The organism is Nonomuraea sp. NPDC050227 (assembly GCF_044459705.1).
GTDB lineage: Bacteria > Actinomycetota > Actinomycetes > Streptosporangiales > Streptosporangiaceae > Nonomuraea.
Genome location: NZ_JBITJF010000008.1, coordinates 383,675 through 405,763, shown reverse-complemented (window position 1 = coordinate 405,763; position 22,089 = coordinate 383,675). Strand labels below are relative to the sequence as shown.

Below are 22,089 nucleotides of genomic sequence, written 5' to 3'. Positions count from 1 at the left end.
CCGTGACGGCCAAGGCCCGGTCCCGTTCCACGCGACCGGGCCCGCGGCTCAGGTCAGCGCCTCCTCCAGCGGTGACCACTCCAGGCCGTGCGCCTCGGCCACCGGGCGGCTGGTCAGGCGTCCCTCGTGGGTGCTCACGCCCGCGGCCAGGGCGGCGTCCGTGCGGACCGCCTCGCGCCACCCCTTGCCCGCGACGGCCAGCGCGTACGGCAACGTCACGTTGGTCAGCGCGAACGTCGAGGTGTGCGGCACCGCGCCCGGCATGTTGGCCACGCAGTAGAAGACCGACTCGTGCACCCGGTACGTCGGCTCGGCGTGCGTGGTCGGCCGCGAGCCCTCGAAGCAGCCGCCCTGGTCGATCGAGATGTCCACCAGCACCGAGCCCGGCTTCATCCGGCTCACCAGGTCGTCGGTGACCAGCATGGGCGCCTTGGCCCCCGGCACCAGCACCGCGCCGATGACCAGGTCGGCCTCCAGCACGGCCTTCTCGATCTCCAGGGTGTTCGACGCGACCGTCTGGCAGTGGCCCTGGTAGATCATGTCCGCCTGGCGCAGCTTGTCGATGTTGCGGTCGAGGAGCAGCACCTCGGCCTGCATGCCGAGCGCGATGGCGGCGGCGTTCATGCCGGACACCCCGGCGCCGATCACCACGACGTTCGCCGCCCGCACGCCGGACACGCCGCCCATGAGCACGCCCCTGCCGCCCTGCGAGCGCATCAGGTGGTACGCGCCGACCTGCGGCGCCAGCCGTCCGGCCACCTCCGACATCGGGGCGAGCAGGGGCAGCGAGCCGTCCCTGTTCTGCACGGTCTCGTAGGCGATGGACGTGACGCCCGAGTCGAGCAGGGCCCTGGTCAGCGGGCCCGAGGCGGCCAGGTGGAGATAGGTGAACAGGATCTGGCCCTTGCGCATCCGGTGGTACTCCTCGGCCACCGGCTCCTTCACCTTCATGATCAGGTCGCACGTGGCCCACACCTCGTCGGCGTGCGGCGCGATGACGGCGCCCGCCGCGGCGTAGTCCTCGTCCGGGATGGCCGAGCCGAGGCCCGCCTGCCGCTCGACGTGGACCTGGTGCCCGTGGCGTACCAGTTCGTGGACGCCCGCGGGGGTGAGTGCGACGCGGTATTCGCTGTTCTTGACCTCGCGGGGAACTCCGACCTTCATGGGGTCATCCCTCGTTCGCGTGGAAAGTTGCCGACAACCTGCGTTCTCATTTCCATTTTTCCTCCGATCTCACAGATAGGTGAGGATTTTTCGGCTGATTACCCCGCTGCTGCCCGTCCTCGATAAGCTCACCGGCAGCCCGAACGTCAGGATGGGGTCGTCAACGATGGACAGACCGGTAGAGGCGCCTCCCGCGGAGCCGGAAGAGCCGGAGGAGCCGAAGGCCAGCCGCCTCACCACCATCGTGCTGACCGTCTCGCTGGTGCTCGTCGTCGTCGTGGCGGGCGTGCTCGGCACGGTCGCCGTCCTGATGACCAAGAGCCCCGACAGCCCGCTCCTCGGCGGCGCGCCGCCGCAGCGCCTGGCCATCCCCATCCACTTCGCGCCGGTCAAGGAGACCAAGACCGCGCCCTGTCCGGGCGACCCGGCCGTGCTCGACGAGCAGCAGACCACCTGTTACCTCCTGGAGGACGGCGTCACGGTCGGCGCCGTGCAGCGGATCGAGGCCGTCCGCGGCACCGACAACTCCTACTCGGTGCGCATCGCGGTCGCGCCCGTCTTCAAGGACCGGCTGGTGCGGCTCATCGACGAGCTTCAGCCCACGCAGCGGCAGGTCGCGATCGTGCTGGCGCCCGAAGGCGAGCAGACGCCGAAGACGGTCCTGGCCGCGCCGGTCGTCACCCAGAGCATGGACGGCGACAGCCTGAGCATCGCGGGCTTCACCAAGGAGGAGGCCGACGCGCTGGTGGTCCGGATGCTCGGCACGCCGCCGTCCCAGCCGTCCCAGCCCGCGCAGCCGCAGTCGTCCCAGCCGGGCACCGACCAGCAGCCCCAGCAGCCGACGGACCAGCAGCAGCCCACGAACCAGCAACCCACGAACCAGCAGCAGCCGAACCAGCAGCCGAACCAGCAGCCGCAGCAGCCCACGGACACCGGCCAGGGCACCGCGACCACCGGCACGACCGCCCCCGCGGGCGTCGCTCGCGTCCCCGACAAGCGGTACGCGAGCTGCAAGGAGGCCCAGGCCGCCGGCGACGGCCCCTACACGCGCGGACGGCATGAGGAGTACTCCTGGTATCCCGACCTCGACCACAACGGCGTGGCCTGCAACAGCGCTGACATCCGCTAACCGAACAGGGCCCGGAGGGCGTCGATGCCGAAGTAGGCCAGGAAGACCAGCGAGACGGCCCACAACAGCCACGGGATCTCCGCGAACTTCCCCCGGGCCGCCTTGATCAGCGTGTACGAGATCACCCCTGCCCCCACCCCGTTCGTGATCGAGTACGTGAACGGCATCAGCGCGATCGTCAGGAACGCCGGCACGGCCAGCTCGATGTCGGTCCAGGGCACGTTCTTGGACTGCGTCATCATCAGCGCCCCGACCAGCACCAGCGCGGGCGCCGCCGCGGCCGCCGGCACCACCGCGGCGATCGGCGTGAACAGCAGCGTCAGCCCGAGCAGCGCCCCGGTCACGACGCTGGCCAGACCGGTGCGCGCGCCCTCGCCCACACCGGCGGCCGACTCGACGAACACGGTGTTGGCCGAGGCGCTGACCGAGCCGCCGATCATGCCCGCGACGCCGTCGACGGTCAGGATGCGGCCCAGCCGCGGCACCCGCCCGACCTGGTCCACGAGCCCGGCCTCGTCGCTGACGCCGATGATCGTGCCCATCGCGTCGAAGAAGCCCGACAGCACCAGCGTGAACAGCACCACGGTCGCGGTCAGCGCGCCCGCCCTGGCGAACCCGCCGAACAGGTCGAACTGCCACACCAGCCCGAAACTCGGCGCCGCGACCAGCGACTCGGGCATGTGCGGCACGACCACCCCCCACTCCTTGGCGGGGACCGGCACCAGCGCGTTGACCACGACGGCCAGGACCGCGGTGACCGCGATGCTGATGAGGATGGCGGCCGGGGTCCTGCGCACGTACAGGACGATCATCAGCAGCAGGCCGAAGCAGAACAGCGTGACCGGCCAGCCGGTGAGATGGCCGGTCGCGCCGAGCTGCACGGGGGTGCCGGTGCCCCGGGCGACGAAACCGGCGTCCACCAGGCCGATCAAAGCGATGAACAGGCCGATCCCGACGCTGATCGCGTGCTTGAGCGCCAGCGGGATCGCGTTCATGATCAGGGTGCGCAGGCCGGTGACCGCCAGGACGATGATGACCGCGCCCTCCAGCACGACCAGGCCCATCGCCTGCGGCCAGGTCATGTGCGGCGCGGCCTGGTAGGCGACCACCGCGTTCAGCCCGAGCCCGGCGGCCAGCGCGAACGGCGCGTTGCCGACGAACGCCATGAGCAGGGTGGACAGCGCGGCCGCCAGCGCGGTCGAGGTGGTCAGCTCGGCGATGGACAGCCGGGCGCCGGTGACGTCCTTCGCGCCGGCCAGGATGATCGGGTTGAGCAGGATGATGTAGGCCATCGCCATGAAAGTGGTCAGGCCGCCGCGGACCTCGCGTCCGACGGTCGTCCCCCGCCCGGTCAGCTCGAAGAGTCTGTCGAGCACCACACGTCCCCCTCGTCATGGCGAGGGGAGTGCGGGTCACCTACCCGGCGGGGGACATGATCACGCCTTCTCGTGCCGCCCGTGGCCGACCAGGCCGACGAACTCCTCCAGGCCGATCCGGCCGTCGCCGTCGGTGTCGGCGGCGTTGATGAACGCCTCGATCTCCTCCTCGGAGGCGCCGTGGACCCCCAGCGCCTCGTTGGCCTGCCTGATCTCGGCCGCGGTCAGCAGACCGTCGCCGTCGGTGTCGAAGCGACTGAACTCCGCCTCGGCGGCTTCACGACCGCTTGCCATCGGATACCTCCCCGTGATTGGACAAGGCGATATCTTCCGGCCTGATCGGAACGCGAGTCAACCGGAGCCCGGTCGCGGCGCGCACGGCGGCGGCGACGGCGGGGGTGGAGGAGAGCGTGGGCGGCTCGCCGGCGCCGCGGAGGCCGTACGGCGCGGACGGGTCCGGATTTTCCAGGATTTTCAGCTGCATGGGCGGCATGTCGAGCATGGTGGGGATCAGGTAGTCGGTGAACGACGGGTTCAGCACGCGGCCGTCGCGCACCTGGATCTCCTCCATGAGCGCCAGCCCGAGGCCCTGGGCCGTGCCGCCGTGGATCTGGCCCTCCAGCGCCTGCGGGTTCATGATCTTGCCCACGTCCTGCACCGCGGCCAGCTCCACCACCTTGACCAGCCCCAGCTCGACGTCCACGTCCACCACCGCGCGGTGCACGCACAGCGCGAGCTGCGTGTGCGAGTCGCCCTGCCCGGTCACCGGGTCCATCGGCTTCGTGGGCCGGTGCCGGTACTCGCGGGTCTCCTCGATCGGCCCGAACCTGGCCAGCGCCTCCCGCGGCGGCAGCCCCTCGAACCGCTCGCGCACCGCCTCGCAGGCGGCCTTGACCGCGCCGCCCGTCACGTAGGACTGCCGCGAGGCCGACGACGAGCCCGCCGAGCCCACGGCGGTGTCGGCGGTCGCCACGGTCACGTCCTCGATGCCCAGCTCGGTCCGTGCGATCTGGGCCTGGACCGTGACCAGGCCCTGGCCCACCTCGGCGGCGGCGGTGTGCACGGTGACCCGCGGCTCGCCGCCGACCAGCTCGGCCCGCACCCGGGCCGTGGAGTAGTCGTCGAAGCCCTCGGAGAAGCAGATGTTCTTGATGCCGACGCCGTAGCCGATCCCGCGCCGCACCGACTCGCCGTGCGTGGTCTGCGAGACGCCGCCCGGCAGCGCGCGCAGGTCCGCCCCCGTCCGCGGGGCGGGCAGCGGCATGGCCTCCAGCTCGCGCAACATGCCGGCCAGCGGCGCGGGGGAGTCGATCACCTGGCCGGTCGCCAGCGCCGAGCCCTGGGAGACGGCGTTGCGCGCCCGGATCTCGACCGGCGACAGGCCGCACGCCTCGGCCAGCCGGTCCATCTGCGACTCGTAGGCGTAACACGCCTGCACCGCGCCGAACCCGCGCATCGCCCCGCACGGCGGGTTGTTGGTGTAGACGCCCGCGGCGTCGATCCACACGTTCGGCACCTCGTACGGCCCGGCCCCCAGCGAGGCGGCGTTGCCGACCACGGCGGGGGAGGAGGAGCAGTACGCGCCGCCGTCCAGCAGGATGTCGGCCTTGACGTAGACCAGCCTGCCGTCGCGGGTCGCGCCGTGCTCGTAGCGCATCAGGGCCGGATGGCGGTGCACGTGGCCGAAGAACGACTCCTCGCGGCCGTAGACGATCTTGACGGGGCGGTTCAGGCGCAGGGCCAGCATGCACGCGTGCACCTGCATCGACAGGTCCTCGCGGGCGCCGAACGCGCCGCCGACGCCCGACAGCGTCAGCCGGACCTTCTCCGGCGGCAGGCCCAGGCAGGGGGCGAGCTGGTCGCGGTCCACGTGCAGCCATTGGGTGGCGATGTACAGGTCCACGCCGCCGTCCTCGGCCGGGACCGCGAGACCCGACTCCGGGCCGAGGAACGCCTGGTCCTGCATGCCGACCTCGTACTCGCCGGTGACGACGACCTCCGCCTCGAACGTGTCGCCCTTGCGCACCGGCTGGCGCCTGACGTACTCGCGCGACTCGCGCGGATCGGTCACCGCCGGGCGCGGCTCGTAGTCGACCACGATGGCCCGCGCCGCCCTGCGCGCGGTCTCCGGGTGGTCGGCGGCCACCAGCGCCACCGGCTCGCCCTGGTGGCGGACCTGGTCGATGGCCAGCACGGGCTGGTCCTTGTGGTCGAGCCCGTAGAACTTCTCGCCGGGCACGTCCTCGTGCGTCAGGACGGCCAGCACGCCCGGCATGCGCAGCGCCGGGCCCACGTCGATCGACCGGATCCAGGCCGACGGGTGCGGGCTGCGCAGCGTCACGCCCCACACCATGCCGTCGAGCCACAGGTCGGAGGCGTAGGCGAACTCGCCGGTCACCTTCAGCGTCGCGTCCGGCCGCCGCGCGCTCGTGCCGACCCCCTCGGCCCCGCCGACGCCTTCGGACCTGGTGGAGTGGACCGTCTCCGTCATCCTCCGAGTAGAGCACCGGCCCGGCCCGGCCTCCTATGCCCGTGACGTGAAATCCCGGTCATCGCTTGACAGAGCGGGCTTGTATATTCCTCCAAGTGCGCATCAGTGACCTGCTGGCGATCGACGAGCTGGGTCTCAGGCTGCTGGCCGGCGACCCGGAGCGCGAGTTCGGCACGGTCCACATCACCGACCTGCCCGAGCCGGGGCGCTACCTGTCCGGCGGCGAGCTGGTCCTGACCGGCCTGATGTGGCGCGACACCGCCGCCGACTCCGCCCGTTTCGTCACCGCCCTGGTCGAGGGCGGGGTGGCCGCGCTCGGCGCGGGCGCGGCCCGGCTCGGGCACGTGCCCGCCGACCTGGTCTCGGCCTGCCGGCAGGCCGGGCTGCCGCTGGTCGAGGTGCCGGTCGAGGTCTCCTTCCGCACGCTGGCCGAGCTGGTCGCGCCCCGGCTGTCCGGCGACGTGCGCGACGCGCTCGGGCGTCACCGCAGGCTCGTGGCGGCCCTGGCCGAGGGCGCCGACCTGCGCGGGCTGTTCGAGCTGACCGCCGCCGAGCTGGGCGTCACGGGCGCCGTCCTGTCCGCGTCCGGTGAGGTGGTCGTCGGTACGGCCGCCGATCCGGCGGGGCTGGCCAGGGCGTACCTGACCGCGCCCCGGCTGCCCGCGCTGGCCGGCGGCGCGACGCTCTTCGCCGTCGGACGCGGCCACCGGGCGGCCGGCTGGGTCCTGGCCTGCGACGGCGACCTGCTCGGCCGCGCCGACCTCGGCTACGAGCTGGCCGCCTGCGTGGCACTCGAACGCGGCCGCCTGGAGGAGGGCCGCCGGGTCGAGCGCCGCCTGGCCGGGCAGCTCGTGGCGGCCGCCCTGGCCGACTCCGACGCGGCCGAGCTCAACGCCCGGCTGCGCACGTGCGGCATCGACGCGGACGAACCGTACGCCGTGGTCAGCGCCACCGCCCCGCGCCCCGGCACCCCCACCGCCCCCACGGCCCCCTCCGTCCTCGGCGGCCGGATCCTGGAGGAACTGCTCGCCCGTGAGGTCGTCGCCGCGCCCGTCCCGGCCGAACCACCTCAGGGAAGCGGTGGCACGGCCGTCGAGGGTGGCGGTCGCAGCGGCGGCGGTGGGGCGGTGGCGGTGGTCGCGTTGCGGGGGAGGAGCGTCGGGGAGCTGGCCGCGCGGTTGCGGGCCGGGGCCGCCGTGCTGGCCGCGCTGCCCGGCACCCGCCTGAGCGTCGGCGTGAGCGGCGCGCTGACCGGCGCCGCCGCGCTCAAGGGCGGCGTGGAGGAGGCCGGGCACGCCAGGCGGCTGGCCGAGGCCCGCGACGGCGGCGTGGTCACCAGCGACGAGATCTACACCCACGCGCTGCTGCTGGCCACCGTGCCGGGCGACGTGCGCCGCTCCTTCTCCGACCGGCTGCTGTCCCCGCTGCTCGCCTACGACCGCCGCCACCAGTCGGGCCTCGTGCGCACGCTCGACGTCTTCCTCGACTGCTCGGGCTCGTGGAACGCCTGCGCCGAACGGCTCCACGTGCACGTCAACACGGTCCGGTACCGCATCCGCAGGATCGAGGAGCTGACCGGCAGGAACCTGTCGGCGATGTCCGACCGCGTCGACTTCTTCCTCGCCCTCCGCGACACCACCCCGCCGCGCTGACCTCACGCCTCCCGATCCGCCGCCCCCATCGCCGCCCGCACGGCCGCCAGCTCGGCGTCGGCCCGCCGCTCCCACAGGGCGTTGCCCCCGGACTCCGCGTTGGCCACCGCCTCGGTCGCGTGGGACAGCGCCTCGTCCAGCCGGCCGAGCATTCTGCAGGCCCTCGACATGGTGATGAGACACTCGACCATGAACCGGTACCCGGTTCTGCCGAGCAGCTTCATCCCCTCGCTCATGTGCTCCAGGGAGAGCTCGGGATCGCCCAGGTCGAGCAGGACCTGCGAGAGCACGACGTGCGCGTGTCCCTCATGCGTCGTGTCACCGCTCTGGCGGGCCGCGGCCAGGGCCCGCTCCAGAGGGTCCCGCGCCTGCGCGTGGTGCCCCATGCCCTGGTGGGCCGTGCCGAGCATCAAGCAGGCGAAGCGGACGCCGACTTCGGAGCCGATCTGCCTGGCGACCGCGAGCTGCTGTTCGGCGTGGGGCAGCGCCTCTTCGTAGAGCTGTCTGGCGACGTAGGCGTTCGACAGGTTTCCCAGCACGCGCATCTGCCCGAAGCCGTCGCCGAGTCGCCTCGCGATGGCCAGCTCGGCCTCCAGGTGGGGGATCCCCTCCTCGGGACGTCCGGTCAGGCGCAGCCCGTTGGCGATGTGGCCGTGGGCGATCTGCGCGCCGGCGTCGTCGCCCAGTCGTTCGCACACCCGCAGTGCCATGGTGTTGAGCGTCAGCATGTCGTGCCCCTCGTGCGACCGCTGCTGATGCCACAACATCGCGAACGCGAGCCGCACGCCGAGTTCGGCGATCCCGTCGTCCGGGGAGGAGAGGGCCTGGACGGCCACCGCGTTCAGGACGTGCTCCTCCGCCCGCAGCCAGGCGAGCGCCTCCTCGGGCGTGGCGAACGCCCGGGACGTCGCTTCGTCCACCGGGCGCCCGAGCTGGACGCGGTGGGGGTCGATGACGACGTTCGCCTGCCGGGCGGAGGCCGCGAAGTACCCGAGCACCCGCAGGAGCGGCTTTTCCGGATCGCGTACGGGCAGGTCGCCGGCGAACAGCCGGACGAGGTCGTGCAGCTGATGACGACCGTCCCCGGTACGTTCGATCAGGTTCGCCTCCGCCAGCCGGTCCAGGGCGCGCCGTGCCTCGTCCGGTGTTCTGTCCAGCAGCACCGCCGCCACGTCCGCGGTCAGGTCCGGCACGTGCAGCCGTCCGAGGAGAGGCAGGGCGCCGGCCGCCAGCCGGTCCACGGGACGGCTGCCGCCGGTGAGCCCGTCGTAGCTGGCGGCCAGGCTGGACCGTACGGCTAGGTCTCCCGCGGCCAGCTCGTGCAGCCGTCTGCGCTGGTCCGCCAGCCGGCTGCCGAGGGTGCCCACGCTCCACTCCGGATGATCGGCCAGGCGGGCGCCCGCGATGCGCAGGGCGAGCGGGAGGCCGTCGCACAGCCGGACCAGCGTCGACGTCCCGGCCGGGTCGGCGCCCACCCGTCCGTCGCCGGCCAGCTTGGACAACATCGTCGTCGCCTCCGCCTCCGACAGCCGTCCCAGCCGGAGCTGGACGCAGTCGTCGCCGACGTTGAGCGACTCCCTGCTGGTCACGAGCACGCTGACACCGAGCGGCGTGGACAGGAACGGCCGGATCTGGCCCAGCCCGGAGGCGTCGTCCAGGACCACGAGCAGGTTCCTGCCGTGCAACCTGCTGCGCCACATGGCCGCCGCCTCGTCCAGCTCGGCCGGGACGTCCTCGCGAGGCGTCCCGATCCCGCGCAGGAGCCGGCCCGCGAGCCCATGGGCGGACAGACGCGGCACGTTGGGGGTGCTTCCGCGCAGGCTCACGTAGAGCTGGCCGTCGGGGAAGCGGTCCCGCACGGCGTGCGCGACCCGTACGGCGAGGGCCGACTTGCCCACGCCGGGCGGTCCGGAGATCACGACGAGCGGATGCGGCGGGAGGTCGTCACGGGGAGCCAGCAGCGCTGTCAGCCGGACGGTCTCCTGCGCCCGGCCCACGAAGCCGATGAGCTCGCGCGGCAACTGGCGGGGAACCGTCTCGGCGGCGACGCGGACGGACGCCCGATCGCCCGCCAGCACGACCCGATGAGCCTCGCGCAGCCCCTGACCGGGGTCGATGCCCAGCTCCTCGGCCAGGCTCACCCGGACGTCCTCGTACGCCCTGAGCGCCTCCGCCTGGCGGCCCGACCGGCCCAGGGCGAGGATGAGCAGCTCGTGCAGACGCTCGCGCAGGGGATGGCGGGCGGCCAGTTCCCGCAGCGTGGCGATGGCTTCGCCGGCGCGGCCCTGATGCAGGAGGAGCTCGGAGCGGCCCTCGAAGGCGACCAGGCGCCGTTCGTCCAGCACGGCGCGTTCGGTCTCGGCGAAGGGGCCCGTCACCCCGCTCAGCGCCACGCCCCGCCAGAGGCCGAGCGCCTCGTCGAACAGGCGTAACGCCTCTTCCTGAGCACCCGTGCCCCGCGCGCGCAGTGCCGCGTTCACCAGCTCGGAGAAGGCGAAGGCGTCCACCTTGTGCGGTTCGACGAGCAGTTGGTAGCCGCCCGCCTTGCTGATCAGCAGCTTCGACCGCTCACCCGGCCTGCGGCCCGGCTCCAGGGTGCGCCTCAGCCCCGCGACGTAGGTATAGACGCTCTGCCCGGCACTGGCCGGGGGCTTCTCCCCCCACAGCCCCTCCACCAGCTGATCCATGGTCACGACCCGGCCCGGCGGGGAGACCAGCATGACCAGGACGGCCTGCTGGCGGGCGGGCCCCAGGTCGAACGCCACCCCGTCGCGGGCGCCGGTCACCGGGCCGAGAAGGCCGATGCTCAGACTGTCGCTCATCCCCGCACCTCGCTCATGCGCCCCGGGCACCCGTGGCCTGCCGTGCCTCTCGTACGGCCTCCTGCTCGCTCCTGGCCTCCTGCTGCCATTCCGAGGCCAGCCTGTCGGTCACGGCCGCGGTCAGGGCCGCGGTGACACAACCGGTGGCGCTGTCCAGCTCGCCCAGAGCCCGGTAGGTGCGTGACAGTCCGAGGAGGCACCGCAGCCGCGACACCCGGTTGCCGGCGGGCTCGATCAGCTTCAGGGCGAGCAGGAAGTTCGGCAGGGCCTGGTCCGGCATGCCCAGGTCGAGGTGGACCTCGCCGAGCACCCCTCGAAGGTGGGCCTGGTGGGTGGTGTCGCCGACCTCCTCGGCGTCGGCCAGGGCCAGGCAGAGGATCTCGCGGGCCTGTTCCAGCCGGCCGCATCTGTGGTGGGCCTCCCCGAGGATGAGCCTCGCGTAGCGGACGCCCACCCGCGCGCCGATCGGCCCCGCGACGGCAAGCTGCTGCTCCGCCAGGACGATCGCCTGCTCGAAGTCCTCATCGTGGTAGTGCACGTTGGCGAGGTTGCCCAGCGCGCGCTGCTCGGAGAAGGCGTCGCCCAGCCGCCTGGCGATCGCCAGCTCGATCCGCAGGTGCTCGACGGCCTCGTCACTCCTGCCCTTCATCCTCAGGGCCGTGGCCAGCTCGCCGTGCGCGTGCATCGCGATCTCCACGTCGCCGAGCCGTTCGCAGACCCGCAGCACCATCAGGCCGAGCTCCACCAGGTCCGTCGTACGGTAGGCGCGCTGCAGGGGCCAATGCAGGGCGAAGGCGAGCGCCAGGCCCAGCGCGGCGATGTCGTCGTCGTCGTCGGTGAGCGCCTGGCGGGCCGCGGCCAGCAGCACGGCCTCCTCCTCCAGCAGCCAGGCCGTCGCCTCCTCCCGCGTGCCGACCTGGTGCGTGACGGCCTCGGCGACCGGGCCACGCTGGACGCGGTGCGGGTCCATGACCTGGCTGGCCAGCCGGGCGGAGGCCGCGTAGTACGCGAGCGCGCGCAGCACCGGCTTCTTGGGGTCAGCAGGACGCAGCTCGCCCGCGAACAGGCGGACGAGGTCGTGGAGCTGGTAGTGGCCCGGCCGGGGGCGGTCGAGCAGGTGCGCGTCGGTCAGCCGTTCCAGGGCCAGGTCGGCGTCGGCGGGGTCGGCGTCGAGCAGGGCCGCGGCGGCCTCGGCGGTGATCTCGGGCACGTGCAGGAGGCCCAGCAGGGACAGCGCGCGGGCGGCCAGCCGGTCGAGGGGGCGGGGGCTGCGTTCGAGCGCGGTGAAGCTGGCCGCCAGACCGGCGCGTACGGCCAGGTCGCCGGCCACGAGCTCGTGCAGCCGCCGGCGTTCGTCGCCCAGCCGGCCGGCCATCGTGGCGACGCTCCAGTCGGGGCGGCTGGCCAGGCGGGCCCCCGCGATGCGCAGCGCCAGGGGCAGGCCCTCGCAGAGCCGGACGAGCTCGGCGGTGTCGCCCGCCCCGGCCCGCACGCGCTCCTCCCCGGCCAGCCCGGCCAGCATCGCGGCCGACTCCGCGGGGGACATCCGGCCGAGTTCGAGCTGGTAGGAGTCCTCGCCCCAGGTCATGCTCTCGCGGCTGGTCACCAGCAGCGCGGTGCCGAAGGGGGTGGACAGCAGCGGGCGGATCTGCGCCAGGTCGGCGGCGTCGTCCAGCAGGACGAGGACCCGGCGGCCGTGCAGGAGGCTGCGCCACGTCGCCGCCGCCTCGTCCAGGTCGGCGGGTACGGCGTCGGCCGCCACCCCCAGCCCCCGCAGGAACCGGCCGAGCACGTCGAGCCCGGTCAGCGCGGGCAGCTCCGGCGTCGCGCCGCGGCAGTTGACGAACAGCTGGCCGTCGGGAAAGCGGTCCTGGACCAGGTGGGCGGCCTGAGCGGCCAGCGCGGACTTCCCGACGCCCGGCGGCCCGGAGACGATCACCAGCGGCGTCGGCGGACGCCCGCCGCCGGGGGCCAGCCGCCGCTCCAGCTCGTCCAGCTCACGCGAGCGGCCCACGAACCCGGCCAGGTGGCGCGGGAGCTGGTGCGGCACCCCGTCGCCCCGCCACGGCCCGGGCTCCCCGCGCAGAACCAGCTGGTGACACTTGCGTAACCCCTCGCCCGGTGTGAGGCCCAGCTCCTCCAGGAGCAGGACCCGGCCCTCCTCGTAGACCTTCAGCGCCTCGGCCTGACGGCCCGAGCGGTAGAGGGCCAGCATGAGCAGCTCGCGGGTGCGCTCGCGCAACGGATGGCGGACGGTCAGGTCGCGCAGGTCGTCGGTGATCTCGTGGTGGCGGCCCAGGTGTAACAGGCTCTCGTGCCGCTGTTCCAGCGCGGCCAGGCGTAACAGCTCCAGACGGGAGCGTTCCCGTTCGGCGAACGGGCCGGTCAGGCCGCTCAGCGCGGTGCCGCGCCACATCGCCAGGGCCTCGTCCAGGAGCTGTACGGCGCGGCGGTCGTCACCCTCGCGGCGGCACGTGCGGGCCTCGTCCAGGCGTTCGGCGAAGCACAGGGAGTCGACCTGTACGGGCCCGACGTTGAGGGCGTATCCCGCGCCGGTGCCCGACAACAGCCGCGACGGGGCGCGCCGCCCGCGGTCGGGCTCGAAGGCGCGGCGCAGGCCGGCGACGTAGGTGTAGACGCTCTGCTCGGCGTTGCGCGGCGGCTCGTCGCCCCAGATCCCCTCGACGAGCCGGCTCATCGGGACGGGCCGCGCGGCGGCCGAGGCGAGGACGGCCAGGGTGGCCCGCTGCCGGGCCGGACCGAGATCGACGGGCCGCGATCCGCGTTCGGCGTGAACGGTTCCGAGAAGGCGGATGTAGATGTCGTCGCTCACGCGTCCTCCCCGTTCACAGCCCCGGCGTCCCCCTTGCCAGGGCAGCGTATTCAGAATCCCGTGGCGGTACGGCGATCACGCGACTGTAGATCAAATGTAGAAGGGTTCGGGTACGCTCGGCCCCGGTGGTGAGAAGAGGGGGCACATCCGCGGACCGGGCCTCATCGTCCCCTGCTGCTGGAGAGCGCTCGTCCATGGGATCGGTGCGGTTCGGAGCACAGCCACGCGCCGTACCCCCTCTTGCTGCGAGCCTCAGCAGCAGTGCTGGTCTTCCTGGAAGGAAGAGAGGGCAGACGTCGCGGCGTTCGCGGCCGTAACATTGCCTCCTATAGTCACCAAGGCGACAATCGCGGTGACTAGCGCGGACAGGGCAATACGCATGCGCATGGGGGGTTCTCCCTCGCCTGTGTGGGGTTGCTCGGACTTCATCATCTCAGGGAGCAACGACTGTGACCACATCTGACCTGGTCGGACTCCGCATCAAGACCGTTCGGCGACAGCGTGGCCTGTCACAGGCACAGCTGGCGCATCCAGAGTTGTCGGACAGCTATGTCTCCTTGATCGAGAGTGGCAAGCGTACCCCTACCCCCGCCGTCCTGGAGCTGCTGGCCCAGAAACTCGACTGCTCGCTGTCCTATCTGATCAACGGCGTGACCGCCGAGCAGATGGAGGACATCGAGCTGGCGCTCGGCTACGCGCGTCTCGCGCTCGAGAACGGTGAGGTCGCCGAGGCCCGGACGCGCTACACCGAGCTGCTGGCGAACAACAATCTGACAGGCTTGACAGCTTTGCGTCAAGAGACCGAATTCGGACTCGCCTTCGCCGCCCAGGCCAGCGGAGACTTCGACGGCGCGATCGCGATCCTGCTCAGGCTGTCGGAGGAGGAGCTGCCTCCCGACCGCCGCGTCGAGATCGCCTCCAACCTGTGCCGGGCCTACCGCGAGAGCGAGCGGCTCACCGAGGCGGTGGAGGTCGGCGAGCAGATGCTGAGCAGCACCACGCGACCCGCGTGGAACGATCTGCTCGTGGAACTCGGCGCCGGCCTGCTCGCGGCGTACATGGAGCGCGGCGACCTGCTGCGCGCCCGGCAGTTCGCGGCCGAGCTGCTGAACGCCGCCGACGCCCTCGGCACGCCGCGCTCGATCGTGGCCGCCAACTGGATGGCCTCCAACACGGCCTCCGCCACCGGGCACGCGGAGGAGGCGCTGTCCTTCGCCGAACGCGCCATGGCCGTGCAGCTGGAGACCGGCCAGCCGGGCAGCATCGCCAGGATGCGGCTCGCGCACGCCCGCAAGCGCCTGCTGGCCCGCCCCCAGGAGGCCGCGGCCGTACGAGACGTGCTGCGTGGCGCGATCGCCGAGTTCGAGCAGACCGCCACCAGCACCGTCGAGCGGGCGCGGCTCCTGGTGGAGCTGGCCCGTGCCGAGTGCATGACCGGTGACCTCGACGAATCCGTGGAGCATGCCGACAGGGGCAGAGGGCTGGTGCCCAACACCGCCTCCGCCCTCAGGGCCGAGGCGGAACTGCTGCTCGCCAGGGTCTACGGCTCGGTCGGCCGCATGGACCAGGCCGAGCGGCAGCTGTCGTCCGTACGCGACTCGCTCTCGCCGTTGCCCGACTCCCGCCGGTCGGCCGCCACCTGGTACGCCACCGCCGAGACGATGGAGCAGCTGGGCGACTCCGACGGCGCCGTGGACGCCTACCAGCGGGCTCTCGCCTGCGCGGGGCTGTAGCGAGGTCAGGACCGGGCGGTGGCGTCGGTAGCCTTGGGGGTGCCATGAAGAGTTCCCCGCTCGCGGCACTCACCGCGATTCTCGCCGCCCTGTTCGTGCTCGGCACCGCCACCCCGGCGCTGGCCCACGACTCACTCAAGAGCAGCGACCCGGCCAAGGGCGCCGAGGTCGAGGCCCTCGACGAGGTCAGGCTGGAGTTCACCGCCAAGGTGCGCATGCCGTTCGTCATCGTCCGGGGCGCGGACGAGGCCGTCTTCCAGGAGGGCAAGCCCGAGGTCGACGGCGCGGTGGTGCGGCAGGCGGTCAAGGGGCCGCTGCCGGGCGGGAAGTACACCCTCGCCTACCGGGTCGTCTCCTCCGACGGCCATCCCATCGAGGGCGAGATCCCCTTCACGGTCAAGGCGGCTCCGGCGGCCTCGCCGAGCGCGTCGGCCACCGACGCGGCGTCGGCCGCGCCCTCCACCGCCGCCCCCGCTCCCTCCTCCGCCGCTCCGGTCGCTCCCGCGGCCGACCAGGCGGCGGCCACGCCGAAGGGCGGCTTCCCGACCTGGCTGGTCATCGTGATCGGCGCGCTGGTCGGCATCGGCATCGGGTTCCTGTTCAGCGCGCGGAAGAAGAAGCCATGAGCAGAACGGCGCGGCTCGCGCTCGCGGGCGCGGTGGCGGCGGTCGCCGCCCTGGTGATCGGCATGATCGCCGGCGGCCGGGCCTTCCCCAGGATCATCCCCGGGCTGCCCGACGCCGGGGCGGTGGTCAGGTGGGGCCTGCCGGTGTCCAAGCTGCTGATGGACGTCACCGGCGTGCTCACCGTCGGCCTGCTGCTCACGGCCGCCCTGCTGCTGCCCAACGACAAGGGCATGCTCGGCAAGCCGGGCCTGCTCTACGTCAGGGCCTCGTCCTGGACGGCGCTCGGCTGGGCCGCCTCGGCGTTCCTGGCCATCGTGTTCACCACTGCCGACTCCTGGGGCCGTACGGTCCCGCAGATCCTCAACCGGGAATACCTGACCAGCACCGCCACCCAGACCACCCAGGGCGTGGCGCTCACGCTGGTGGTGCTGTTCGGGGTGGCCATCGCGCTGTTCTCGCGCGGCGCGATCACCGCCGGGTCCGCGGCCGGCCTGCTGGTGTTCGCGCTGGTGACGATGTTGCCGCCGCCGCTGACCGGCCACACCTCCTCCTCGCCCAACCACGACCTGGCCACCTCGGCGGTCTCGCTGCACCTGCTCGCGCTGGCCCTGTGGGTGGGCGGCCTGGTCGTGCTGGCCGCGCACGCGATGCGCGGGCAGCCGCAGCTCACCGTGGCCGCCGCCCGGTTCTCCGCGCTGGCGCTGTGGTGCTTCGTCGCGGTCGGCCTGTCCGGCGTGTTCAGCCTGGTCGCCCGGCTCGGCGCGCTGTCCGACCTGTGGACCACCCAGTACGGCCTGCTGGCCCTGGCCAAGATCGTCGCCTTCGTGCTGCTCGGCTACGTCGGCTACTGGCACCGGCAGCGCACGCTCGTCGACCTGGAGGCGGGCCGGCCCAGGGCGTTCACCCGGCTGGCCGGCGGCGAGACGCTGCTCATGCTGGCCACCGTCGGGCTGGCCGTCGCGCTGTCGCGCACGCCGCCCCCCGAGTTCAGCGTGCCCGCCGACCGGGCCTTCGAGCTGCTCGGCTTCCCCGTCCCGCCGGAGATCACGATCGCGAACGTGTTCTCGCTGTGGTGGTTCGACCTGTTCTTCGCCGCGGTGGCCGCCGTGCTCGCCGGGCTCTACGGCGCCGGCGTCTACCGGCTGATGCGGCGCGGCGACTCCTGGCCGTGGGGGCGCACCGCCGCCTGGTTCATCGGCATCGCGCTGCTGGTGTTCGCCACCCAGAGCGGCCTGGCCCGCTACGCCAAGGTCCTGTTCGACGTGCACATGATCGAGCACATGACGCTGTCCATGATCGTGCCGATCTTCCTGGTCCTGGGCGGCCCGGTCACGCTGGCGCTGCGTGCGCTCAAGCCGGCGGCCAGGCGGGGCGACAGGGGCCCCCGGGAGTGGATCACCACGATCCTGCACAGCCGGGCGGTCAAGGTCATGTCCCATCCGGTCGTGGCGACGGCCATCTTCGTCGCCTCCACCTACGCCCTCTACTTCACGCCGCTGTTCGAGTCGGCCATGCAGGAGCACCTGGGGCACATCTGGATGACCCTGCACTTCCTGCTCAGCGGCTCGCTGTTCTTCTGGGTGATCATCGGCGTCGACCCGGGCCCGAGCCGGCTGCCGTACGTCGGCCGGCTGCTGATGCTCTTCGTCACCATGCCCTTCCACGCCTTCTTCGGCATCGCGCTGATGATGACCGGCTCGGTGATCGCCGCCGGCTGGTACGAGCCGCTCGGCCGTACGTGGGGCGACAACCTCCTGCAGACCCAGCAGGACGGCGGGGCCATCGCGTGGGGCTTCGGCGAGATCCCGACGCTGCTCGTGCTGCTGGCCATCGCGGCCCAGTGGTACCGCGACGACGAACGGCAGGCCCGGCGCGCCGACCGCAAGGCCGACCGGGGCGGCGCACGCGACACCGAACTCGACACCTACAACGACTATCTCGCCCGTCTCAACCGCGCTGACAAGGGCGAGTAGCGGTTCGGCCATGGCACCCTATCCTCGGCTCACAGGTCTCAGGACCGCCGGGTAGCCTGTCTCACAGGGGAGAAGGGCATAACCTCATCAGCTAGCGTGCGCAGACCTTGAGGGGGGATTGCGCGACGCGTGCGGGGCGCCGGAGTGGGGACCGGCGCGGGCCCGGGGTGCCGAGGAAGGCGAGACCATTGGCGGAAGAGACACGCATGCGCGGGGGGCAGAGCCTGGCCGAGGCGCTCGAAGCCCTTCTGGCGCAATGGTCGGAGCGGACGGGGATCACTGTCGAGACCTGGGCGCTGCCCGGCACCGACGTGCCCTCGCGGGTGTCCGGCGGCGTCATGGAGACGATGCGCGAGGCGCTGTCCAACGTCGAGCGCCACAGCCGGGCCCGTACGGTCGCGGTGGCGGTGACCACGGGCCCGAGCGGCCTGCGCCTGACGGTCAGCGACGACGGCCAGGGCTTCGCCGAGGGCGGCGCGGGGCGCGGGATCGCCCGGATGCGGGCCGCGTTCGCCGAGCTCGGCGGCACCCTGTCGGTCAACGGCGTGCCCGGAGAGGGCACGACGGTGAGCGGGGCGATCCCCAGGCGACGCTGACGGCCAGGGACGGTCAGGGAAGGCCGGTCAGGGGAGGGTCAGGATCTCGCTGCCCGTCTCGGTGACCACGATGGTGTGCTCGAACTGGGCCGTGCGCTTGCGGTCCTTGGTCACCGCGGTCCACTTGTCGGGCCAGATGTCGTAGTCGATCGTGCCCAGCGTGAGCATCGGCTCGATGGTGAACGTCATGCCCGGCACCAGCTCCACCCGCAGCGACGGGTCGTCGTAGTGGGGGACCATGAGGCCGGAGTGGAAGCTCGTGCCGATGCCGTGGCCGGTGAAGTCGCGCACGACGCCGTAGCCGAAGCGCTTGGCGTACGCCTCGATGACGCGGCCGACCACGTTGAGCTGGCGGCCGGGGGCGACCGCCCTGATGGCCCGCATCATGGCCTCGCGGGTGCGCTCGACCAGCAGGCGCGACTCCTCGTCGACCTCGCCCACCAGGTAGGTGGCGTCGGTGTCGCCGTGGACGCCGCCGATGTAGGCGGTGATGTCGATGTTGACGATGTCGCCGTCGCGCAGCACGGTGTCGTCGGGGATGCCGTGGCAGATGACCTCGTTGATCGAGGTGCACAGCGACTTGGGATAGCCCTTGTAGCCCAGCGTGCTGGGGTAGGCGCCGTGGTCGATCAGGAACTCGTGGCCGATGCGGTCGAGCTCGTCGGTGGTGACGCCCGGGGCGATGTGCCGGCCGACCTCTTCGAGCGCCTGCGCGGCGATGCGGCCCGCCACGCGCATGCGCTCGATGATCTCGGGGGTCTTCACGTCGGACTCGCCGGTCGTGGGGCGCTTCTTGCCGACGTACTCCGGCCGCTCGATGTGGGCGGGGACCTTCCGGACGGGCGAGACTCGCCCGGGCTGGAGCAGTGTCGTCATGAAACACGAGTCTACGGGGCAGAATTGACCATGTGAGCGAAGGCCAGTGGTGGTTCTGTCTCAAGCACATGCGGGTCGAGCCCGACCAGGGCTGCCCCAACAAGGACCGGATGGGTCCCTACGCCTCGGAGGAGGAGGCGGCGGGCGCGTTGCAGCGCGCCGCCGACCGCAACAAGGCGTGGGACGAGGCCGAGCAGGAGGACGAGTGACCCCCGCCTACGGCACGACGGCGTAGGCCCGCACGGGGAAGGTGCCCATGCCCGCGATCATCGGGGGCGCGGCATGGAACCTGAACCCCTCCGCGGGCAGCGCCGACAACCCCGTCAGGTGCTCGACGATCGGGATCCCCGCCTTCAGCAGGATCGTGTGGGCGGGGCGTTCGCCGTGCGGCGGGGTGTCGTCGATGTTGAGCGAGTCGATGCCGACCAGCGCCGCGCCCTGGTCGGCCAGCCACGCCGCCGACTCGGGCGCCAGATACGGGTGGTCGCGGAAGTAGGCGGCGGTGCCGAAGTGGCGGTCGAAGCCGGTGTGGATCAGCACCGCCCGGCCGCGTACGTCGAGCGCGGTGTCGGGCGCGGTGTCGAGCACCACCTCGCGGCCGTCCCCCGAGGCCGGCACGACCAGGCCGGGCAGGTCGGCCAGGCTGCTCAGCGGCACCTGCGCCAGGTCCTGGCCGCCTGCGTAGCGGTGGTGCGGGGTGTCCAGGTAGGTGCCGGTGTTGGCGGCCAGCGTGATCACGCCGATCTCGAACTCGGTGCCCGGAGCGTAGACCTCGCGTGAGTCCCCCCTGCTCAGATGGGTGCCCAGCGTCGGCCCCGGGACGCCGGGATAGGTGGTCATGCCCTCGGTGATGCGGTGGCTGAGTTCGACGATCATGTGGCGGCTCCCACCCGGACGAGTCGGACGAGGGCCACCGTGCCGATGGCGGCCCAGACGAGGTTCAGCCCGGTCGAGGGCCAGGCGGCGTTGTAGGCGCTGTTGACCATGAGCCCGAGCGCGCCGAGCAGGTTGACGACCTGGTACGTCGCGCCGTCGCCGGACAGCCGCGCGGACGAGACCAGGGCGTACCCGGCCAGCAGCAGGGCGGCTCCGGCCCAGCCGACGGCGTCGAGGAGGAGATCCATGGCCGATATTCTCTGGATTTTTGGCCTTAAAGCACAAATAAAGAAAGCTAAAGGTAGACGTAAGCTGACCTGCATGGATATTGATCCTCGACGCCTGCGTGTCCTGCACGAGGTCGCCCGCCGCGGCGGCGTGATGCGCGCGGCCGAGGCGCTGTTCCTCACCCCCTCCGCGGTCTCCCAGCAGCTCGCCCAGCTCGAACGCGAGGTCGGGCTGGCGCTCATCGACCGCTCCCAGCGCCGCGTCTCGCTCACCCCGGCGGGACGCGTGCTCGCCGGGTACGCCGAGCGGGTCGAGGAGGAGCTGAGCGAGGCCAGGAAGGAGCTGACCAGGTTCACCGAACGCCTGGCCGGGCCGGTGCGGATCGCGGCCTTCCCCACGGCGATCAAGCACATGCTGGTGCCCGCGATGCGCGCCCTGGCCGAGCGCCACCCCCGCATCACGCCGGTCATCCACGAGGTCTACGGCCAGCCCGCCCTCCAGGAGCTGCGCCTGGGCGCGGTCGACCTGCTCATCACCGAGCAGGACATGAGCCTGCCGGTCCCGGCGCAGCCGTCGCTGAACGTCCGGCCGCTGCACGTGGACGAGTTCCGGGTCGTGCTGCCGCCGGACTGGCCCGAGCCGGAGTCGACGGCCGACCTGATGCGCCTGCCCTGGGTGGCCGCCGAGCCGGACCAGGCGTGCGGGCAGGCGCTCGACCGGCTCGCCGGGATCCACGGCGTCGAGCCGCGCAGGACGCACGTCGTCACCGACTTCTCGCCGGTGCTCGCGCTGGTGGCGGCCGGGCACGGGGTGGCGATCGTGCCCGCGCTGGCCCTGCTCGACGTGCCGGAGGGCGAGGTGCGGGTGAGCGAGGTACGGGAGGTGGGGGCGCGCCGCCTGGACGCGGTCACCCGGGTGAGCAGGACGCGGTCGGGCGAGCCGGACCCGGTGCAGGCGGTGGTGATCGGCGCCATCGAGGAGGCCACCGAGAACCTGCGGGCCGCCCTCGGCCCTCGCCTCGCCGCCCAGCCCTGACCTGCGAGCCGCCCTCGGCCCCTGGCCCGCGGCCGCGTTCTACTCCGACAGGCGGGGGCCGCTGACCTTCTCCAGCAGGCGGGCCAGGCGCTCGCGCAGCCCCGCCCGCCGCTCGACCTCACCGGCCGCCGCGCTGACCAGGTGCTGGGCGCCGTCGAAGGTGATCAGCCCGGTGGCCGGGACGGCGATGGAGTCGTGGGCCAGCCCGCTCAGCTCGGAGTCGGCGCCCTCGATCGCCAGGATGGTGGCCCCCGTACGGCGGGCGTCGTCGACGCGTTCCAGCAGCGGCACGGGCGCCGCCTGCTCCGACAGCACGAACAGGGTCTCGCCGCGGCCCGCCTGCCGCAGGCGGTCGAGGCCGACGCGCAGGTGGGCGGGGGCGTCGGCGGGCGGCGACCAGCGGATCAGGGTGGGGGCGAGCTGCGGCAGGCCGGAGAACCTGGCCTCGTCGCTGAGGTGGGCGGTGACGTGCCAGGGCTCGTCGTCCGGGGGGCCGACGAGCAGCAGGCCGCCCGGCGAGCGGGTGGTCCGCAGGGCCAGGCCCAGCTCGCGGGTGCGTTCGAGCCAGCCCGTCGTGGCCAGGAGCTCGCGCAGGAATGCCACCGAACCTGAGTCCATGCCTCCATGGTGCACGAGGAGCGCGGCGGAGGTGGCCCGTTCGCCGCCGGGTGGCGCCCCC

The 22,089-nt window shown here is 72.6% G+C and carries 18 protein-coding genes; 8 read left to right on the top strand and 10 right to left on the bottom strand.

Translation table 11 applies throughout. The features are described 5' to 3' along the window. Positions 1-48 precede the first annotated feature (48 nt). On the bottom strand, positions 49-1,164 hold the full coding sequence (ald, locus tag ACIBK9_RS30905) for an alanine dehydrogenase (protein ID WP_364332030.1): 1,116 nt from the start codon (positions 1,162-1,164) through the stop codon (positions 49-51). A 166-nt stretch (positions 1,165-1,330) separates the two neighbouring features. On the opposite strand from ald, the gene ACIBK9_RS30900 reads away from it, so the two are divergent. Beyond that, on the top strand, positions 1,331-2,293 hold the full coding sequence (locus ACIBK9_RS30900; protein ID WP_397162300.1) for an excalibur calcium-binding domain-containing protein: 963 nt from the start codon (positions 1,331-1,333) through the stop codon (positions 2,291-2,293). On the opposite strand, the gene ACIBK9_RS30895 is transcribed toward ACIBK9_RS30900, so the two are convergent. From ACIBK9_RS30895 to ACIBK9_RS30885, 3 genes are read right to left on the bottom strand one after another with little or no spacing between them, the layout of a single operon-like run. Beyond that, positions 2,290-3,669 (bottom strand): NCS2 family permease, encoded by a 1,380-nt coding sequence (locus ACIBK9_RS30895; protein WP_397162299.1) that lies wholly within the window; start codon positions 3,667-3,669, stop codon positions 2,290-2,292. The genes ACIBK9_RS30900 and ACIBK9_RS30895 overlap by 4 nt on opposite strands. 60 nt (positions 3,670-3,729) lie before the next feature. Beyond that, the gene (locus ACIBK9_RS30890; protein ID WP_352323877.1) at positions 3,730-3,963 is read right to left on the bottom strand and encodes an EF-hand domain-containing protein; all 234 of its coding nucleotides are present in this window, start codon (positions 3,961-3,963) and stop codon (positions 3,730-3,732) included. Next, positions 3,947-6,160, bottom strand: a complete 2,214-nt coding sequence (locus tag ACIBK9_RS30885) for a molybdopterin cofactor-binding domain-containing protein (protein ID WP_358294276.1) — start codon at positions 6,158-6,160, stop codon at positions 3,947-3,949. The genes ACIBK9_RS30890 and ACIBK9_RS30885 overlap by 17 nt, the downstream gene beginning before the upstream one ends. A 95-nt stretch (positions 6,161-6,255) precedes the next feature. Between ACIBK9_RS30885 and ACIBK9_RS30880 the strand changes: the two genes are divergently transcribed. Continuing rightward, positions 6,256-7,812 carry a PucR family transcriptional regulator gene (locus tag ACIBK9_RS30880; RefSeq protein ID WP_397162298.1) on the top strand — a complete coding sequence of 519 codons (1,557 nt, stop codon included), beginning with the start codon at positions 6,256-6,258 and terminating at the stop codon, positions 7,810-7,812. 2 nt (positions 7,813-7,814) lie between these two features. Here ACIBK9_RS30880 and ACIBK9_RS30875 read toward each other — a convergent pair whose 3' ends face one another. After that, a complete protein-coding gene (locus ACIBK9_RS30875) occupies positions 7,815-10,634 on the bottom strand; it encodes a BTAD domain-containing putative transcriptional regulator (RefSeq protein ID WP_397162297.1) in 2,820 nt (939 codons plus the stop codon). Between the two features lie 13 nt (positions 10,635-10,647). Further along, the gene (locus tag ACIBK9_RS30870) at positions 10,648-13,467 is read right to left on the bottom strand and encodes a BTAD domain-containing putative transcriptional regulator (protein WP_397162296.1); all 2,820 of its coding nucleotides are present in this window, start codon (positions 13,465-13,467) and stop codon (positions 10,648-10,650) included. Between the two features lie 449 nt (positions 13,468-13,916). On the opposite strand from ACIBK9_RS30870, the gene ACIBK9_RS30865 reads away from it, so the two are divergent. From ACIBK9_RS30865 to ACIBK9_RS30850, 4 genes are all read left to right on the top strand, one after another. Further along, complete coding sequence (locus ACIBK9_RS30865; protein WP_397162295.1) at positions 13,917-15,200, top strand: tetratricopeptide repeat protein; 1,284 nt, start codon at positions 13,917-13,919, stop codon at positions 15,198-15,200. Positions 15,201-15,244: 44 nt separating this feature from the next. Then, on the top strand, positions 15,245-15,826 hold the full coding sequence (locus ACIBK9_RS30860; RefSeq protein WP_358294267.1) for a copper resistance CopC family protein: 582 nt from the start codon (positions 15,245-15,247) through the stop codon (positions 15,824-15,826). Next, positions 15,823-17,799: a cytochrome c oxidase assembly protein gene (locus ACIBK9_RS30855; protein ID WP_397162294.1), complete on the top strand. Its 1,977-nt coding sequence runs from the start codon at positions 15,823-15,825 to the stop codon at positions 17,797-17,799. The genes ACIBK9_RS30860 and ACIBK9_RS30855 overlap by 4 nt, the downstream gene beginning before the upstream one ends. A 206-nt stretch (positions 17,800-18,005) precedes the next feature. After that, a complete protein-coding gene (locus ACIBK9_RS30850) occupies positions 18,006-18,395 on the top strand; it encodes a sensor histidine kinase (protein WP_397162293.1) in 390 nt (129 codons plus the stop codon). A gap of 27 nt (positions 18,396-18,422) precedes the next feature. On the opposite strand, the gene map is transcribed toward ACIBK9_RS30850, so the two are convergent. After that, positions 18,423-19,271 (bottom strand): type I methionyl aminopeptidase, encoded by an 849-nt coding sequence (gene map / locus ACIBK9_RS30845; protein ID WP_352353489.1) that lies wholly within the window; start codon positions 19,269-19,271, stop codon positions 18,423-18,425. 32 nt (positions 19,272-19,303) lie between these two features. Between map and ACIBK9_RS30840 the strand changes: the two genes are divergently transcribed. Then, positions 19,304-19,480: a hypothetical protein gene (locus tag ACIBK9_RS30840; protein ID WP_352323881.1), complete on the top strand. Its 177-nt coding sequence runs from the start codon at positions 19,304-19,306 to the stop codon at positions 19,478-19,480. Positions 19,481-19,487: 7 nt separating this feature from the next. Here ACIBK9_RS30840 and ACIBK9_RS30835 read toward each other — a convergent pair whose 3' ends face one another. Next, positions 19,488-20,147 carry a cyclase family protein gene (locus ACIBK9_RS30835; protein WP_397162292.1) on the bottom strand — a complete coding sequence of 220 codons (660 nt, stop codon included), beginning with the start codon at positions 20,145-20,147 and terminating at the stop codon, positions 19,488-19,490. Further along, entirely contained in the window at positions 20,144-20,395 is a 252-nt protein-coding gene (locus ACIBK9_RS30830) for a hypothetical protein (RefSeq protein ID WP_397162291.1), read from the bottom strand. The genes ACIBK9_RS30835 and ACIBK9_RS30830 overlap by 4 nt, the downstream gene beginning before the upstream one ends. Before the next feature lie 73 nt (positions 20,396-20,468). Here ACIBK9_RS30830 and ACIBK9_RS30825 point away from each other — a divergent pair, with 73 nt between their 5' ends. Continuing rightward, a complete protein-coding gene (locus tag ACIBK9_RS30825) occupies positions 20,469-21,410 on the top strand; it encodes a LysR family transcriptional regulator (protein WP_352353485.1) in 942 nt (313 codons plus the stop codon). 39 nt (positions 21,411-21,449) lie between these two features. Here ACIBK9_RS30825 and ACIBK9_RS30820 read toward each other — a convergent pair whose 3' ends face one another. Continuing rightward, the gene (locus ACIBK9_RS30820; protein WP_358294258.1) at positions 21,450-22,028 is read right to left on the bottom strand and encodes a hypothetical protein; all 579 of its coding nucleotides are present in this window, start codon (positions 22,026-22,028) and stop codon (positions 21,450-21,452) included. Positions 22,029-22,089: the final 61 nt, after the last annotated feature.